The sequence below is a fragment of the Mesorhizobium sp. L-2-11 genome (genome assembly GCF_016756595.1).
In the GTDB taxonomy this organism is placed as follows: domain Bacteria; phylum Pseudomonadota; class Alphaproteobacteria; order Rhizobiales; family Rhizobiaceae; genus Mesorhizobium.
In genome coordinates this window covers 4,073,140-4,086,774 of record NZ_AP023257.1, presented here as the reverse complement: position 1 = coordinate 4,086,774, position 13,635 = coordinate 4,073,140, and the positions used below count along the sequence as shown (strand labels likewise).

Below are 13,635 nucleotides of genomic sequence, written 5' to 3'. Positions count from 1 at the left end.
CCATGTCTCAGTTGAGCGGTATTGTGAGTTTGTTCCTGATCGCAGCGGCGTTTTTGACGTCGTGTGACACTCAGCAGCCTCAACAGGGCGCGGTAGAGTTGTCGACCCTTGCAGCGGAGTAGATATCCCGCAGAAAAGGCCCCCGGTTCAACCCGGGGGCCTTTTTGATTCCGGTTGAGCAAGATCAATGCCAGTAAGGCTCGACCTTGTAGTAACTGTATGAAGCATCCCGCGCGGCCTCGCCGTCGGCGCCGGTCAATTCGTTGATCGAATAGGCGGGAGCTGCCTTCAGTTGCTCCTTGGTGAACGGCACGACGTAGCCACCCTTGTCCTCGTCATAGTCGAGGCTCGCCCACGGAATGGCGTGGTACTTCTCGCCGATGCCGAGAAAGCCGCCAAAGCCGATCACGGCAAACATGATGCCATTCGACAATTTGTCGAGCATGACGTCCTCGATATCGCCGATATGCGTGCCTTCCGTGTTGTAGACGGATGTGCCGATGACCCGCGAGGCAGCGATAGCTTCAGTGTGTCCTGTCTGGGTTGTCATGATGTGCTCCTCGTTATCGTTGGCGTTATGCTTGACAATGAGAGGCGCGGATGAAGGTTCCAGACTTTTCGACGCTAGAGCGGCATGCGTTCAATTTGAGGTGGGATGTGTTCAAATTGAACTGGGCATCCCGCTCTATCTATTCGTTCTTGCCGCATTTCTGCGACACCAAGTGGTCCCACCTGGTTGTGCTCTGGTCTCGATCAGTCCGCGAGGATGAAAGTGACCTTCATGTTGACGCGGTAGTCGGAGATCTTGCCGTTCTCGACAACGACTTTCTGATCCTGGATCCAAGCGCCTTCGACGTTCTTCAAGGTCTTTACGGCGCGCGCAATTCCCAGTTCGATGGCGTCCTGAAAGCTCTTGTTCGACGATGATGTGATTTCGGTGACGCGGGCGACGGACATGGCTTCCTCCCTGCCAAGGTACTCTGTTGCCCGGGCAGCGTACAACCGGCAGCTGTTGACCACAAGTTCAGGGGGCCTTGGGGCCTGGCCCCGGACATGTTCAACCCTTGGCGACGCGATCGAATGCCATCAGCCTTTCGAGCAATGCCGGAAGATCCTTCAGCGGCACCATGTTGGGACCGTCCGAGGGTGCGTTGTCGGGATCCTGATGCGTCTCGATGAACACGCCGGCGACACCGACCGCAACTGCCGCGCGCGCCAACGTCTCGACGAAGCGCCGATCGCCACCTGACGATCCGCCCTGCCCGCCCGGCTGCTGCACCGAATGCGTGGCGTCGAAGATCACCGGCGCGCCGATCTCGGCCATGATCGGCAGGGCGCGCATATCGGACACCAGCGTGTTGTAGCCGAAGGACGCGCCGCGCTCGGTGACCAGCACATTGGCGTTGCCGGAACCGGTGACCTTGGCGACGACGTTCTTCATGTCCCACGGTGCGAGGAACTGGCCCTTCTTGACATTGACGACCTTGCCGGTTCTTGCCGCCGCGATCAGCAGATCGGTCTGGCGGCTGAGGAAAGCCGGAATCTGCAGGATATCGACATGCGGCGCCACCAGCGCGCACTGTTCCTCGGTGTGGATATCGGTCAGGATCGGAAGCGAAAACGCCGTGCGCAGATCGTCGAAGACGGGCAGCGCCGCATCGAGCCCGGCGCCGCGCGTGCCGCCAAGCGAGGTGCGGTTGGCCTTGTCGTAACTGGTCTTGTAGACGAGGCCCAGCCCGAGCTTCTCAGTCAGTTCCTTCAGCGCGCCAGCCATGTCGAAGGCGTGCTGGCGCGATTCTAGCTGGCACGGGCCGGCAATCAGCGACAGCGGCTCGGTGTTGCCGAAGACGACATTGCCGACGGTTACGGACGAATTGGGCTTGCTCATGCTTTCTCCTGGAAAACGAAGGCCGCACCCTGCCCGGATGCCGGCCGCACGACAATATCATCGGCGCGTATGTCATATTCGACGGAACTTGCTGCAAGCAGCCTGGCGACCGCGTCGACCGAACGAACCGAAAAGACGATTCCCGCGAAGCGGAGCTCCGATGGCGCGCCGGCAGGCATGCCGAAGCGCGTTTCGAAAGCGAAGGGGTCAAGCAGGGTCAAGGTTGCGTTCGGCAGGTCAAACGCAGTGCTGCTCCCCTGCCCGGTCGCCGGACTGCGCGTCGCGATCGAAATCAATCGACGCTGTTTTGATGGCTCGGTGCTGACCGCCACGACTTCGATAATGCCGGTTGCGCCATTGGCGTGAACCTGCAACGCGCCGCGGTCCACTTTCGGCGCATTGATCCGCTCGCAGGCAAACAGGAAAGCGTCAGTCATCCCGGTGCCGGAAGCGAAGGCCAGTTTGAATGATGCCGTGTCGCTGTTTCCCGCCGCGTCGGTGAAGGCGCGCGAAAAGCTCAGCATGTCTCCAGCCGACAGGCCGGCTTCGACATAGCGTGCGTGGTCGGCATCGGCATTTTGGGTGCCCAGGACAAGAGCGGAAAATCCCTCATTGCCGCAGCAGTCGCGATAGGCACGATTGCGCGCGACGAAGACGTTGCCGTCGGCAATCGCTTTCGCCGCCGCTTGCACATTGCCCACTGCCAGCGGCTCGAGATACGAGCCGTCTTCAAAGAAGACGCAGCAGTTTTCCGTGCCGAAAGGATGGATGCCGTTCGGCGCCACGACAAAGCCAAGCGAAACCAGCCGCGCCCGCGCCACGTCGAGGCTCGCGGTCGGCAGCACAAGATGGTCAAGCGAATATGCGCCGGGCGGATAAGCGCCGGGCGCATGAGGGCGTGCTGGCATCGTCTCGATCATGCCGGCGCGGTGTGCATCATTCCGGAAGTCGGTTCAAGAGCCCTCGCCTGACGCGCAGGGATTTCATGGCGGCAGCGGTCGTCGCGATGGCTGTTCTTGGCCATGCTGACGCGCCAAAGCGGCCGGGCGCCGATCCGACCGAACCAACCGCCGCAGACGGGTGCGCTGCTGCTTCGGTCAGTTTCACTTCAAGTCGCAGCCACAATGTCCGCCGAATAGCGCAATTCGCGCAGCGGTTTGACCTGGCTGGTCGTCTCGGCATAGAGCGGATGCGCCTTGTAGGCGGCCAGAGCGGCGTCATCCTCGAACTCGGCATAAACGACCACGTCGATCTCGTCCGAAAGCGGGTCGACCTTGCTGTTGAGCGTCACCTCGAACCGACGGGAATGGGGGATGTTGCCCAGCGCCAGCAAGCCCATCCGTACGGCCTCGACGTCCTCTTTGTGCCGTGCGCTGAAGAAAACGATATGCCGGATCAACCCCAGCCTCCTCGACCGATGTGCAAACGTGTTTTGTGTGGGCGACCGTGTTTTGTGTGGGCAACACTGGCGCGTCAACCGGCAATGATGTCGCGGCGACGGACGCGTTGGGTGGGGAGAGGAAACTACATCATACTGGTGATGTAGCGCACGATGCGCGTTATCTCCCTGACCGTGGTGTCGAGATAGCTGCCCTGATTGTAGAGTCCGTCCCAGATCAGGAAGAACGTGACGGCGCAGATGACGATGACATAACGCATGGCTAAAACTACTGCATCCCAGTGGCTGCAACCATAGCGATTCCGCTGTTGATCAGCGCCCTCCCCGAAAATCTTTCCATGATCTGCCGACTGCCCGCCAAGAGATGTCGCTGTTGTACTCGCCCCCATCGGGCCGCCGGATATAATTTCATCGAAACAGACGACAGGAGTGAAAGTTGGCTAGTGATCATGACGCCGACGGTCCGGGGCAATATTCCTCGCCGCCTTGCTTCCTGCACGAGTTCGACCCGGAATTCCGGGCGCCGCTAGCCGATTGGAACGACGTGAAACGATGGCGCAAGGCCGAGCGCGAGCGGCTGATTGCGGCGCGCCTCACTGTCTCGGCTGACGTGCGGACGGCAATGTCGCAGCGCATCGGCGAAAGCCTCGACGCGGTGATCGGCGACTTTGCCGGCCGCATGGTCAGCCTCTACTGGCCGTTCCGCGGCGAGCCGGATTTGCGGGCCTGGATGGCTTCCGTCTATGAGCGCGGCGGCCGTACCGCGCTGCCCGTTGTCGTCGAAAAAGCCCGCCCGCTCATCTTTCGCGCCTATGCTCCGGGCGACCGGCTTGAGAAGGGCGTCTGGAACATCCCGATCCCGGCTGGAGGCGATCCGGTGCTGCCCGACATCGTCATTTCGCCTGTCGTCGGCATCGATCCGAGACAGTATCGGCTCGGCTATGGCGGCGGCTTCTTCGACCGCACGCTGGCGGCGATGCCGTTCAAGCCGCTGGTCATCGGTGTCGGCTACGAACTGCAGCGCATCGCCACCATCTATCCGCAGCCACATGATATCCCGATGGACCGGGTGGTAACGGAGGCTTTCAGAGCCTAGGCCAGTTCGGGCTTCATCCCGACCGCCGTCCGGTCGACGATCTCGCGCAAGGCAAACGACGAGTTGATCTTCGTCACATGCGGCATCGCCGACAGCCATTCCTTGTGGATGCGCTCATAGTCGACGAGGTCCTTCGCCGCGATGCGCAGGATATAATCGTATTCGCCCGACATCAGGTGGCAGGACAACACATTCGGGCAGCGCTTTATCGCCGCCTCGAAATCCGACAGTGTCTTCTCGAATTGCCCCGATAGCGATATATGGACGATCGCCGTCATCTGGTGGCCAAGAGCGGCGTTGGAAAGCCGGGCGTGGTAGCCGCGGATGGTTCCGGATTTCTCCAGATTGTCGAGCCGCCGCGAGCAGGCCGACTGCGACAGGCCGACCTTCTCGGCAAGCGCCGCGTTGGGTATCCGCCCATCCCGTTGCAACGTTTCGAGGATGGCGATATCAATCCTGTCGAGCGGCATTTTTCGGGATTCCTGCGACGATCCAGCTGTTTTACGCAACGATTATCGAACCGTACCGTCTTGCGCAAGCGCATTCGCAAACACCTGCGCGACGATTCGTGGTTTACTGTCCCTCTACAGCGAACATGCCCCAAAGGCTGGATCAGGAGGAGAAAAGATGCGCGTCGGCTGCCCCCGGGAAATCAAGAACCACGAATACCGCGTCGGCCTGACGCCGGGATCGGTCCGCGAATATGTCGCGCATGGCCACGAAGTGCTGGTCGAGACCGGCGCCGGCGCCGGCATCGGCGCCGACGACAACGCCTATCGCGCCGCCGGCGCCACCATCGCCAAGACGGCCGCCGACGTGTTTGCCAAGTCCGACATGATCGTCAAGGTCAAGGAGCCGCAGCCCAACGAATGGGTCCAGCTCCGTGACGGCCAGATCCTCTACACCTATCTCCATCTCGCTCCGGATCCGGAGCAGACCAAGGGCCTGCTGGCCTCGGGGGTGACCGCCATCGCCTACGAGACGGTCACCGACGACCGCGGCGGCCTGCCGCTGCTGGCGCCGATGTCGGAAGTCGCGGGCCGCCTGTCGATCCAGGCCGGCGCCACCGCGCTGCAGAAGGCCAATGGCGGCCGCGGCGTTCTGCTCGGCGGCGTGCCCGGCGTGCTGCCCGGCAAGGTCACTGTGCTCGGCGGCGGCGTCGTCGGCCTGCATGCCGCTCGGATGGCGGCCGGCCTCGGCGCCGACGTCACCATCATCGACCGCTCGATCCCGCGGCTGCGCCAGCTCGACGATATCTTCGCCGGCCGCGTCCACACCCGCTACTCGACGGTCGAGGCGCTGGAAGAGGAATGTTTCTCGGCCGACATCGTCGTCGGCGCCGTGCTGATCCCGGGTGCCGCCGCGCCAAAACTCGTTTCGCGCGAAATGCTGTCGGGCATGAAGAAAGGCTCGGTGCTGGTCGATGTCGCCATCGACCAGGGCGGCTGCTTCGAGACCTCGCACGCCACAACTCATGCCGACCCGACCTATGAGGTCGACGGCGTCGTTCACTATTGCGTCGCCAACATGCCGGGCGCAGTGCCGGTCACCTCGGCCCAGGCGTTGAACAACGCGACGCTGCATTACGGCCTGCAGCTTGCCGACAAGGGCCTGAAGGCGCTGGTCGACGATCATCATTTGCGCAACGGCCTCAATGTCCACAAGGGCAAGATCACCAACCGCGCGGTGGCCGAAGCACTCGGCTATGAGCTGGTCGAACCGAAGGCCGTTCTCGCCGCCTGAACCCGCCGCTGATTCTCTCCCGACAGAGCCGCCGACGCCCCCGGCGGCTCTTTTTTTCCACAAGAAAATTTCACGGTTTGCGATCAGCCGGCCGGCTTTACCCGTTTTGCTTGCAATGTGTCTTTCCTGTGGCTTTTTTGTTACATCCGCCGGCATGGGCAGGTGCTAGACGGGTGCCGGGTTTTCAAAAGGCAGGGGCAAATGACCAGCAAACGATTCGCAAAATCTCTTCTTCTTGGCGCAGTTTCCGTACTGGCGCTTGGATCGGTTTCCCATGCCGCCGACGCGCTTGTGCCGGTGGTCGAGACGTCGGCCTTCAACTGGAGTGGCATCTATGTCGGCTTTGGCGTTGGCGCCGGCGCCAATGTCCACGAGCTCAGCAGCGATTTCCTTCCCGGCTTCTCGTTGAACGGCATTGGTGGTGAAGGCGTATATGGTGAACTGACCGTTGGCTACGACTATATGGTGTCGCCGCGCTTCCTGATCGGCGGACTGCTGGACGCCCATTTCGGCAACATTGAAACGACGCTCGATGTAGCCGGACTAGAGGCTTCGGTCCAAGAGACCTACGGTTTCGACGCTGGTCTGCGGGCCGGTTACCTGTTCACGCCCAACACGCTGGGCTATGTGCTCGGCGGCTATTCCTGGCAGAAATACGAACTCGACACCAACGCTGGTTTTGACCTGGATTGGGACCAGAGCGGCTATTTCGTCGGGGCCGGCGTTGAAACGGCCATCAACAGCAACTGGACCATCAAGACAGAATATCGCTATACCCGCTTCAGTACCAATGATGATCTGCTTTCCGATTTCGGTTTGCCGGATGGCGCCCTTAACATCGACACGTCGCGCCACACGTTCCAGGTCGGGGCCAACTATCGCTTTGGGGCCCAGAACGGCGGCGTCGCCGCTTTTGAAGCGCCTGCCTATAACTGGACCGGCTTCTACGTGGGCGGCGCCGCCGGCGCGGGTGCGTCGGTGCATCAGATCGAGGTTCCGCCGCTTGGCGGGCTCGAGTTCAACGGGCTCGGCGGCGAAGGTGTGTTCGGCGAATTGAACGTCGGCTATGACCATGATTTCGGCAGCTGGGTCGCAGGTGTCATGGTGGATGCCCGCTACTCCGGCATGACTTCCGAGTTGGAAGTTCCAGGCGGATCGATCAATCTGGATACCGATTACGGCTTCGATGTGCTTGCCCGCGTCGGCATGAAAGTCAACGAATCGACACTTGCCTATGTGCTCGGCGGTTACAGCTGGCAGCATTTCGATCTGAATGCGTCTTCGCCCATCGGCGACATCCTCGATTGGGACTCCAGCGGCTTCTCGGTGGGTGGTGGTCTGGAAACGGCCATGTCCAGCAACGTGACCGTCGGCCTCGAGTACCGCTACTCGCAGTTCTCCGAGGAGGATCTTTCGTCGGATCTTGGGCTGCCGGACGACAGTCTCACCTCCACGCCTTCGTTCCACACCGTTCGCATCGGTGCGAAGTACAAGTTCAACTAATTTTCGAGCCGTCCATGCAACAGTCAAAGTCCGTCGGTCATTCCGGCGGGCTTTTTCTTTGGGTGGAAGTGCAGGCAACAAAAAAGCGGAGCCAAAGCCCCGCTTCCTCTGAAATCGAGATCTCCCGCCGGTTCATCCGCGGTCGGCAAATCGATCGACAGTCATTCCATAACGCGACATTGCGACAGGCGTACGACAGCTGCGACCGATCCGATCACGCTCGCTCGATCCGGCACTGATAGCAATTGTTACGCGCCGAGCGGACATGCACATAGGCGATGTCGTCGCGCTCGAACAAACTCTCGGCCCGCGCCGCGATAGCGCCTGTCGGGATGACGCCGCCGCTGCCGTAGACGATGCGGTCGTCGCTGCCGTAGCCGCGCACGATGTAGTCGCTGCTTTCGAGAATTTCGGGAAGCGCCTCGGCTTCGGCAGCGCGCTCGCAGTGCTCGGCATGCAGGAAGATCGGACCGGTCTCGGCATAAGGCTGCAATTCCGGGAATGGCCGATAAGCCAGGACAAGGTAGGCCTCTCCGGCGGCGACGTTCTTCAGGCAATGGCGGCAAGGCACGCCGTCACCGTCGGATATTTTCCGCTCTGGGATCAGGCCATAGGCGTCCGGCCCGCCGCGCTGCAAGGCTCTGACACCTTCCGTAGGCAAGGCCTTGAACTGGATGGTCATGGTGAAATCTCCGATGTGGTCGACCGGAAATTACGTCGCTGCGCCAGCGCTTCCCACCCGATTCCTGCCAATTCGGATCAGTCCATCAGCGCGTCGAGACCGCGCACCAGCCCGGTGATCTCCTGTACCCGCCGGATCGCGAGCAGCGTGCCGGCCACGTATGGGGCAGCGGACGAGCCGGCGTCGTGGCGGATGGTCAGTCGCTCGTCGGGCAGGCCGAACAGCGCCTCGCAGGACAGGATGTAGGAAGGCAGGCGCAGCGCATGCACCTGCACTCCCTCGCCCGTGCCAACCGCCGCACCGCGCGTTCCCGGCACACCGGAGACCTCCGAAACCGGCCGCGCGGTGGAAGCCTTGCGGACATCGGCCAGCGCTTCGGCAAGCTCGCGCGCCGTGCCGGACGGCGCGTCGGGTTTCCTGGCGCTGGCATAGTCGATGACCTCGACATCCGGCACGTATTTCGCCGCCATCAGGGCAAACCGCTTCATCAGCGTGGCGGTGATCGAAAAATTGCCGGCGGCAACGACGCCGACACGATTGGCGCGGGCTGCAGCATCGATCTCGCCGAAATCGCTCGCACCCATCCCCGAGGTGCCGATCACCACGTGCCGTCCGTTTTCGATGGCCAGCAGCGCATGGTCCTTCACGACATGCGGTTTGGTGTAGTCGACCAGCACGTCCGACGGCACCTCCATTGCCTCGGCCAGCGATGCGGAAACGATGATGCCGTTTGCCGGCAGGCCGACCAGGAGGCCGGAATCCTGCCCAGCGCCGCTGCGTGATACGGCCGCGGCCAGCGCCATGTCGCCTTGCGCCCCGATCGCCGGAACCAGTGCCTTTCCGACCCAGCCAGTCGCACCGGCCATCACCACCCGAATCGCCATCGTTTGATCCTCCCATCGCTATTTGAGCGCACCCGCCTTAGACGCGTGACGAACGCTCCACCAGTTTGCCTCCAAGCTGAAGCATTGATGAAGGTTCAGCTTGCGGAGAAAAATCATGGCCGCATGACGCTGGCCGCACGCTCGGCGAAGGTCATTGGATGCACCATCTCCTTCTTTTGCGCGACCGGTTCAAAGCCGAGCTTCTGGTAGAGCGGCAATGCCGCCGGATGGTCGAGCGTGCAGGTCTGCACCGTCACCCGCCTTGGTCCGTGCGACCAGGCGGCGTCGATCGCGGCACCCAGGAACCAGCGGCCGATGCCTTGGCCGGTGGCGTGCTCCATCATGCCGAAATAGGCAAGTTCCACTTCTCCCGGCAGATGCGGCTTCAGGTCGAAAAAGCCGGCCGGCGAGCCGTCGAGATAGAGCACCCTGATGTCGCGGTCCTCGCGATGGATCCCTGCAGAAAGCTCCTCGTCGCTCAGCCTCAGCACATTGACCCAGTGCCATTTACGGCCTACCCGATCCATCAAATAGCGGTAGAAATGCAGCGGAATGTCCTTGGTCTTCAGCAGCGCGATCTGGCGGTTGTACGGCAGCGGCGGCGAATAGGCCGGTGGCGCATGCATTTCGAGAAACGTCACCGTGACCTCGATGTCTTCAAGCGCGCCATTTTCCATCACAGTCAGTCCTTGCCCGTGACGACGGGCGTATCGCCAAGTCCACCCCATTCGGTCCATGAACCGTCGTAGAGCCTGTTGTCGGTATGGCCCAGCGTCTCGAGCGCCAACGTGATCGCCGCCGCCGTAACGCCTGAGCCGCAAGAGGTGACAACCGGCTTTGACAGGTCGATGCCGGCGCCCTCGATCACCTTGCGCAACCGGTCTTTCGACAGCAGCTCGCCGTCCTCGGCAAGCGCCGAAAACGGCACATTGCGCGCGCCGGGCATGTGGCCCGAGCGGATGCCGGCGCGAGGCTCCGGCTCGGTACCGGCAAACCGTCCAGGCGAGCGCGCATCGGCGACCTGGCTTTCTCCGGTCTCGATGATCCGGCGCATGTCGGCCAGGCTGGCGACGCGAGCGGCATCGAAGTCGGCATGGAACACGCAAGGCGCGATCTTCGTTGGCTCCGCCGTCACCGGCCGTCCCTCAACTTTCCAGCGATCGAAGCCGCCGTCCAATATGTAGACCTGGAACACCCCCATGACACGGAACATCCACCAGGCGCGCGGCGCCGAGAAGAAGCCCGGACCGTCATAGACAGCGATGGTATCGTCGGCCGAAATGCCCATGGCGCCGACATATTGGGCGAAATGCTGCGGCGACGGCAGCGTGTGCGGCAGTGGCGAATCAGGATCCGAGATCGCATCATGGTCAAGGAAACGGGCGCCCGGAATGTGCGCTGCGTCATATTCGGCGCGCGCGTCGCGCTTCTGCGCCGGCAAATACCACGACGCGTCGACGATGGTTAGGCCAGGCTCGCCAAGGCGCTTCTGCAACCAGTCCGCATCGACGGTGAAAGGGCTGTCTTCGGCCATTGTTCTTCTCCTGCCCGCCTTTGACAATCTGTTATCAGGTCGGCAATTTATCAGGCTGGCGGCATCGGTCCAAAGCGTATTCGGAAGCGCCGGTTCTCACGACCCTTCTTCTCGATCTTACCGATATGGATCTCGCCGACTTCTCCAGTGCTCTTCACATGGGTGCCCCCGCAAGGCTGGCTGTCGATCGAGGCGTTGTCGCCAATGCAGACCAGGCGGATCTTGCCCGTGCCGACCGGTGGCCGAACATTTTTCGATTTCACCAGTCCCGGATTGCCCGCCAGTTCCTCGTCGGTGATCAGCCTGACAAAGACCGGGTGGTCGGCCCGCACCAATTCCATCAGCCGGGCCGTCACATCTTCCCTGGTGAAGCCGGCATCCGGAATATCGAAATCGATACGGCTGTCGTCCTCGGAAACCGAGGCGCCGGTGATCGGGAACGGGCAGACGACGGTAAGCAAGTGGCAGGCTGTGTGCATGCGCATCAGCAGATGCCGCCTCTGCCAATTGAGGGCAAGCTTTACCGGCTCACCGACCTCAGGCACCGCCTGCTCAGGCGGCGGCACATGGATGATGTCATCCTTGGACTCACCGGTGATGGTAGCGGCAACAGCGATCAGGCTGCCATCGGCGCGTTCGAGGGTGCCCGTATCGCCAGGCTGCCCGCCCGATGTGGCATAGAAGATCGTCCGGTCGAGAATGATGCCGCCACGGTCGTTGACGGCGACAACCGTGGCGTCAGCCGTCCTGAGATAGGCGTCGTCGCGAAACAGGGCATCCGTCCTGTAAGCCATCACGCAACCTCTTCGAACGGCACCGAGATCGTGCTCCGCTGTTCCATCCAGCCCGGCACCGGCAGCTGCTTTTGGCGCAGGAATTCCGGGTTGAACAGTTTCGACTGATAGCGCGTGCCGTAGTCGCAAAGCACGGTCACGATGGTGTGGCCGGGACCCATCTCACGTGCCAGCCGGATCGCGCCGGCAATGTTGATGCCGGTCGAGCCGCCGACACACAGGCCCTCCTCCTGGATCAGGTCGAAGACGATCGGCAGCGCGTCCTCGTCCGGGATCTGAAAGGAGAAATCCGGTGTGAACCCTTCCAGATTGGCGGTGACCCGCCCCTGCCCGATGCCTTCGGTGATCGAGCTGCCTTCGGATTTCAGCTCACCGGTGGTGTAGAAGCTATGGAGCGCCGCGCCGAGCGGATCGGCGAGCGCGACCTTGACGTCCTTGCTCCTGGCCTTGAGCCCGAAGGCGACCCCGGCCAGTGTTCCGCCGGAGCCGACTGCCGAGACGAAACCGTCGACCTTGCCGCCGGTCTGGGCCCAGATTTCTTCCGCCGTGGTGCGGGTATGGCCATCACGGTTGGCGACGTTGTCGAACTGATTGGCCCAGATCGCGCCGTTCGGCTCGGACCGGGCCATCTGCTCGGCCAGACGACCTGACAGTTTCACATAATTGTTGGGGTTCTTGTAAGGTACAGCAGGCACCTCGATCAGCTCGGCGCCGAGTAATCTGATCGTGTCCTTCTTCTCCTGGCTTTGCGTCTCCGGGATCACGATCACGGTGCGGTAGCCAAGCGCCTTGGCAACCAGCGTCAATCCGATGCCGGTGTTGCCGGCCGTCCCCTCGACGATCACCCCACCCGGCCTCAGGAGGCCGCGCTGCTCGGCGTCGCGGATGATGAACAGCGCGGCACGGTCCTTGACCGACTGGCCCGGATTCATGAATTCGGCCTTGCCCAGGATCTCGCAGCCGGTTTCTTCCGAGGCTTTGTTGAGGCGGATCAGAGGCGTGTTGCCGATCGCTTCGATCACAGAACGGGGCATGGAATTTCCTTTATGTTGCGGCGGAACCCTAGAAACCCGAAGCTTGGGTTTCAAGGCAAGAATTTGCCTGGTCCAGCGGCATTTCCGGGCTGCATTTCCTAAAACAGATGTTGCGTTCCGCCAATCATTGAAGCTCACCATTGAAAAGCGCTCTTTTCATCCGATTTCTTCACCGCTAGAGCACAGGCCAAGACAAAGTCGCAGGGCGTAGCATGACACTCTATCGGGCCGACCCGAAGCACGGCGTCGCCTGGATTACCGGCGGCAGCAGCGGCATCGGCCGTTCACTGGCCAAGGACCTTGCGGCGCAAGGCTATGTCGTCGCGGTGACGGCGCTCGACGACGATCCGATCGATACGCTGGTTGTGGAGACGGCGCAGATGCCGGGCCACGTCACGGCCTATCCTTGCGACGTCACCGACGAGAAACGCATGGCAAGGACGGTCGCGGCGATCGAGAAGGATCTCGGCCCGATCGTCTTGGCCGTGTTCAATGCCGGGAGCTATATTGCGACCGCCGGCGAGGACCTCACTGTCCGTGGATTTCGCCAGTCCTTCGATGTCAATTATTTCGGCATCATCAACGGCCTGGTGCCGGTCATCGAGCGCATGCGCGTCCGCGCGCGCGGCCATATCGTCCTGGTCGGTTCGGTCACCGCCTATTTCGGCTGGCCGACCACGGCCGCCTATGGCGGCACCAAGGCAGCGATCAATATCCTCGCCGAGTCGCTGAAGTACGATTTCGACAAGATGAACGTCCGCATCCAGGTGATAAACCCGGGCTTCGTCGATACCCCGCTGACCGAGAAGAATTTGCTGCCGATGCCCGGGCTGATGCCCGTCAATCGCGCCTCGCGCCGCATGGCGCGCGGCATCAGATCCGGCGGCTTCGAAGTCACCTTCCCGCGCCGCTTGAGCTGGGGCCTGAAGCTGCTCAGAATCCTGCCGAGACCATTCTGCCGATTGGTCATCAGCACCGCGACCCGCTGGAAGGCGCGTCCGCTGAATTTCGACCGCAAGCCGCCGAGCGAATAGACCGGCCATCAAGTTGGCGATCCCGCCGCCGGCAGACGTCGTTG

General features: G+C 62.0%; 17 protein-coding genes. 4 read left to right on the top strand and 13 right to left on the bottom strand.

Annotation, left to right across the window (positions count from 1 at the left end):
- Positions 1 to 184: 184 nt before the first annotated feature.
- From JG739_RS19585 to JG739_RS36055, 6 genes are all read right to left on the bottom strand, one after another.
- A complete protein-coding gene (locus JG739_RS19585) occupies positions 185 to 550 on the bottom strand; it encodes a PRC-barrel domain-containing protein (RefSeq protein ID WP_029352317.1) in 366 nt (121 codons plus the stop codon).
- Between the two features lie 203 nt (positions 551 to 753).
- On the bottom strand, positions 754 to 957 hold the full coding sequence (locus JG739_RS19580) for a dodecin family protein (RefSeq protein ID WP_202362992.1): 204 nt from the start codon (positions 955 to 957) through the stop codon (positions 754 to 756).
- Between the two features lie 100 nt (positions 958 to 1,057).
- Positions 1,058 to 1,888: a 3-deoxy-8-phosphooctulonate synthase gene (gene kdsA, locus JG739_RS19575; protein ID WP_202362991.1), complete on the bottom strand. Its 831-nt coding sequence runs from the start codon at positions 1,886 to 1,888 to the stop codon at positions 1,058 to 1,060.
- Positions 1,885 to 2,796 (bottom strand): VOC family protein, encoded by a 912-nt coding sequence (locus JG739_RS19570; protein WP_202362990.1) that lies wholly within the window; start codon positions 2,794 to 2,796, stop codon positions 1,885 to 1,887. Before JG739_RS19570 ends, kdsA begins: the two co-directional genes overlap by 4 nt.
- Before the next feature lie 200 nt (positions 2,797 to 2,996).
- Entirely contained in the window at positions 2,997 to 3,287 is a 291-nt protein-coding gene (locus tag JG739_RS19565; protein WP_202362989.1) for a Dabb family protein, read from the bottom strand.
- A gap of 125 nt (positions 3,288 to 3,412) precedes the next feature.
- Positions 3,413 to 3,547 (bottom strand): hypothetical protein, encoded by a 135-nt coding sequence (locus JG739_RS36055; RefSeq protein WP_274609392.1) that lies wholly within the window; start codon positions 3,545 to 3,547, stop codon positions 3,413 to 3,415.
- Between the two features lie 176 nt (positions 3,548 to 3,723).
- On the opposite strand from JG739_RS36055, the gene JG739_RS19555 reads away from it, so the two are divergent.
- The gene (locus tag JG739_RS19555; RefSeq protein WP_202362988.1) at positions 3,724 to 4,383 is read left to right on the top strand and encodes a 5-formyltetrahydrofolate cyclo-ligase; all 660 of its coding nucleotides are present in this window, start codon (positions 3,724 to 3,726) and stop codon (positions 4,381 to 4,383) included.
- Here JG739_RS19555 and JG739_RS19550 read toward each other — a convergent pair.
- Positions 4,380 to 4,853 carry an Lrp/AsnC family transcriptional regulator gene (locus JG739_RS19550; RefSeq protein WP_023799250.1) on the bottom strand — a complete coding sequence of 158 codons (474 nt, stop codon included), beginning with the start codon at positions 4,851 to 4,853 and terminating at the stop codon, positions 4,380 to 4,382. The two genes, JG739_RS19555 and JG739_RS19550, sit on opposite strands and share 4 nt — an antisense overlap.
- Before the next feature lie 157 nt (positions 4,854 to 5,010).
- Here JG739_RS19550 and ald point away from each other — a divergent pair, with 157 nt between their 5' ends.
- Complete coding sequence (gene ald / locus JG739_RS19545) at positions 5,011 to 6,126, top strand: alanine dehydrogenase (RefSeq protein ID WP_202362987.1); 1,116 nt, start codon at positions 5,011 to 5,013, stop codon at positions 6,124 to 6,126.
- Between the two features lie 201 nt (positions 6,127 to 6,327).
- Positions 6,328 to 7,629 (top strand): outer membrane protein, encoded by a 1,302-nt coding sequence (locus JG739_RS19540; protein ID WP_202362986.1) that lies wholly within the window; start codon positions 6,328 to 6,330, stop codon positions 7,627 to 7,629.
- Between the two features lie 214 nt (positions 7,630 to 7,843).
- Here the strand turns inward: JG739_RS19540 and JG739_RS19535 are convergent, their stop codons facing one another.
- The 6 genes from JG739_RS19535 to JG739_RS19510 form a co-directional block, all read right to left on the bottom strand.
- Positions 7,844 to 8,311 (bottom strand): DUF1203 domain-containing protein, encoded by a 468-nt coding sequence (locus JG739_RS19535; protein WP_202362985.1) that lies wholly within the window; start codon positions 8,309 to 8,311, stop codon positions 7,844 to 7,846.
- Between the two features lie 77 nt (positions 8,312 to 8,388).
- Complete coding sequence (dapB, locus tag JG739_RS19530) at positions 8,389 to 9,195, bottom strand: 4-hydroxy-tetrahydrodipicolinate reductase (protein ID WP_202362984.1); 807 nt, start codon at positions 9,193 to 9,195, stop codon at positions 8,389 to 8,391.
- 113 nt (positions 9,196 to 9,308) lie between these two features.
- A complete protein-coding gene (locus tag JG739_RS19525) occupies positions 9,309 to 9,872 on the bottom strand; it encodes a GNAT family N-acetyltransferase (RefSeq protein ID WP_027154015.1) in 564 nt (187 codons plus the stop codon).
- Between the two features lie 5 nt (positions 9,873 to 9,877).
- On the bottom strand, positions 9,878 to 10,729 hold the full coding sequence (sseA, locus tag JG739_RS19520) for a 3-mercaptopyruvate sulfurtransferase (protein WP_202362983.1): 852 nt from the start codon (positions 10,727 to 10,729) through the stop codon (positions 9,878 to 9,880).
- 50 nt (positions 10,730 to 10,779) lie between these two features.
- Complete coding sequence (locus tag JG739_RS19515; RefSeq protein WP_202362982.1) at positions 10,780 to 11,523, bottom strand: alanyl-tRNA editing protein; 744 nt, start codon at positions 11,521 to 11,523, stop codon at positions 10,780 to 10,782.
- Positions 11,523 to 12,557, bottom strand: a complete 1,035-nt coding sequence (locus JG739_RS19510) for a cysteine synthase A (protein ID WP_202362981.1) — start codon at positions 12,555 to 12,557, stop codon at positions 11,523 to 11,525. Before JG739_RS19510 ends, JG739_RS19515 begins: the two co-directional genes overlap by 1 nt.
- A gap of 212 nt (positions 12,558 to 12,769) precedes the next feature.
- On the opposite strand from JG739_RS19510, the gene JG739_RS19505 reads away from it, so the two are divergent.
- The gene (locus tag JG739_RS19505; RefSeq protein WP_202362980.1) at positions 12,770 to 13,591 is read left to right on the top strand and encodes an SDR family oxidoreductase; all 822 of its coding nucleotides are present in this window, start codon (positions 12,770 to 12,772) and stop codon (positions 13,589 to 13,591) included.
- Positions 13,592 to 13,635 lie beyond the last annotated feature (44 nt).

Excerpts from the sequence above, each read along its gene's own strand:
- JG739_RS19570 (WP_202362990.1), bottom strand. The coding sequence starts at position 2,796 with ATGCCAGCACGCCCTCATGCGCCCGGCGCTTATCCGCCCGGCGCATAT.
- JG739_RS19580 (WP_202362992.1), bottom strand. The coding sequence starts at position 957 with ATGTCCGTCGCCCGCGTCACCGAAATCACATCATCGTCGAACAAGAGC.
- JG739_RS19515 (WP_202362982.1), bottom strand. The coding sequence starts at position 11,523 with ATGGCTTACAGGACGGATGCCCTGTTTCGCGACGACGCCTATCTCAGG.
- JG739_RS19550 (WP_023799250.1), bottom strand. The coding sequence starts at position 4,853 with ATGCCGCTCGACAGGATTGATATCGCCATCCTCGAAACGTTGCAACGG.
- kdsA (WP_202362991.1), bottom strand. The coding sequence starts at position 1,888 with ATGAGCAAGCCCAATTCGTCCGTAACCGTCGGCAATGTCGTCTTCGGC.
- JG739_RS19540 (WP_202362986.1), top strand. The coding sequence starts at position 6,328 with ATGACCAGCAAACGATTCGCAAAATCTCTTCTTCTTGGCGCAGTTTCC.
- JG739_RS19510 (WP_202362981.1), bottom strand. The coding sequence starts at position 12,557 with ATGCCCCGTTCTGTGATCGAAGCGATCGGCAACACGCCTCTGATCCGC.
- JG739_RS19585 (WP_029352317.1), bottom strand. The coding sequence starts at position 550 with ATGACAACCCAGACAGGACACACTGAAGCTATCGCTGCCTCGCGGGTC.
- sseA (WP_202362983.1), bottom strand. The coding sequence starts at position 10,729 with ATGGCCGAAGACAGCCCTTTCACCGTCGATGCGGACTGGTTGCAGAAG.
- JG739_RS19525 (WP_027154015.1), bottom strand. The coding sequence starts at position 9,872 with ATGGAAAATGGCGCGCTTGAAGACATCGAGGTCACGGTGACGTTTCTC.
- JG739_RS19505 (WP_202362980.1), top strand. The coding sequence starts at position 12,770 with ATGACACTCTATCGGGCCGACCCGAAGCACGGCGTCGCCTGGATTACC.
- dapB (WP_202362984.1), bottom strand. The coding sequence starts at position 9,195 with ATGGCGATTCGGGTGGTGATGGCCGGTGCGACTGGCTGGGTCGGAAAG.
- ald (WP_202362987.1), top strand. The coding sequence starts at position 5,011 with ATGCGCGTCGGCTGCCCCCGGGAAATCAAGAACCACGAATACCGCGTC.
- JG739_RS19535 (WP_202362985.1), bottom strand. The coding sequence starts at position 8,311 with ATGACCATCCAGTTCAAGGCCTTGCCTACGGAAGGTGTCAGAGCCTTG.
- JG739_RS36055 (WP_274609392.1), bottom strand. The coding sequence starts at position 3,547 with ATGCGTTATGTCATCGTCATCTGCGCCGTCACGTTCTTCCTGATCTGG.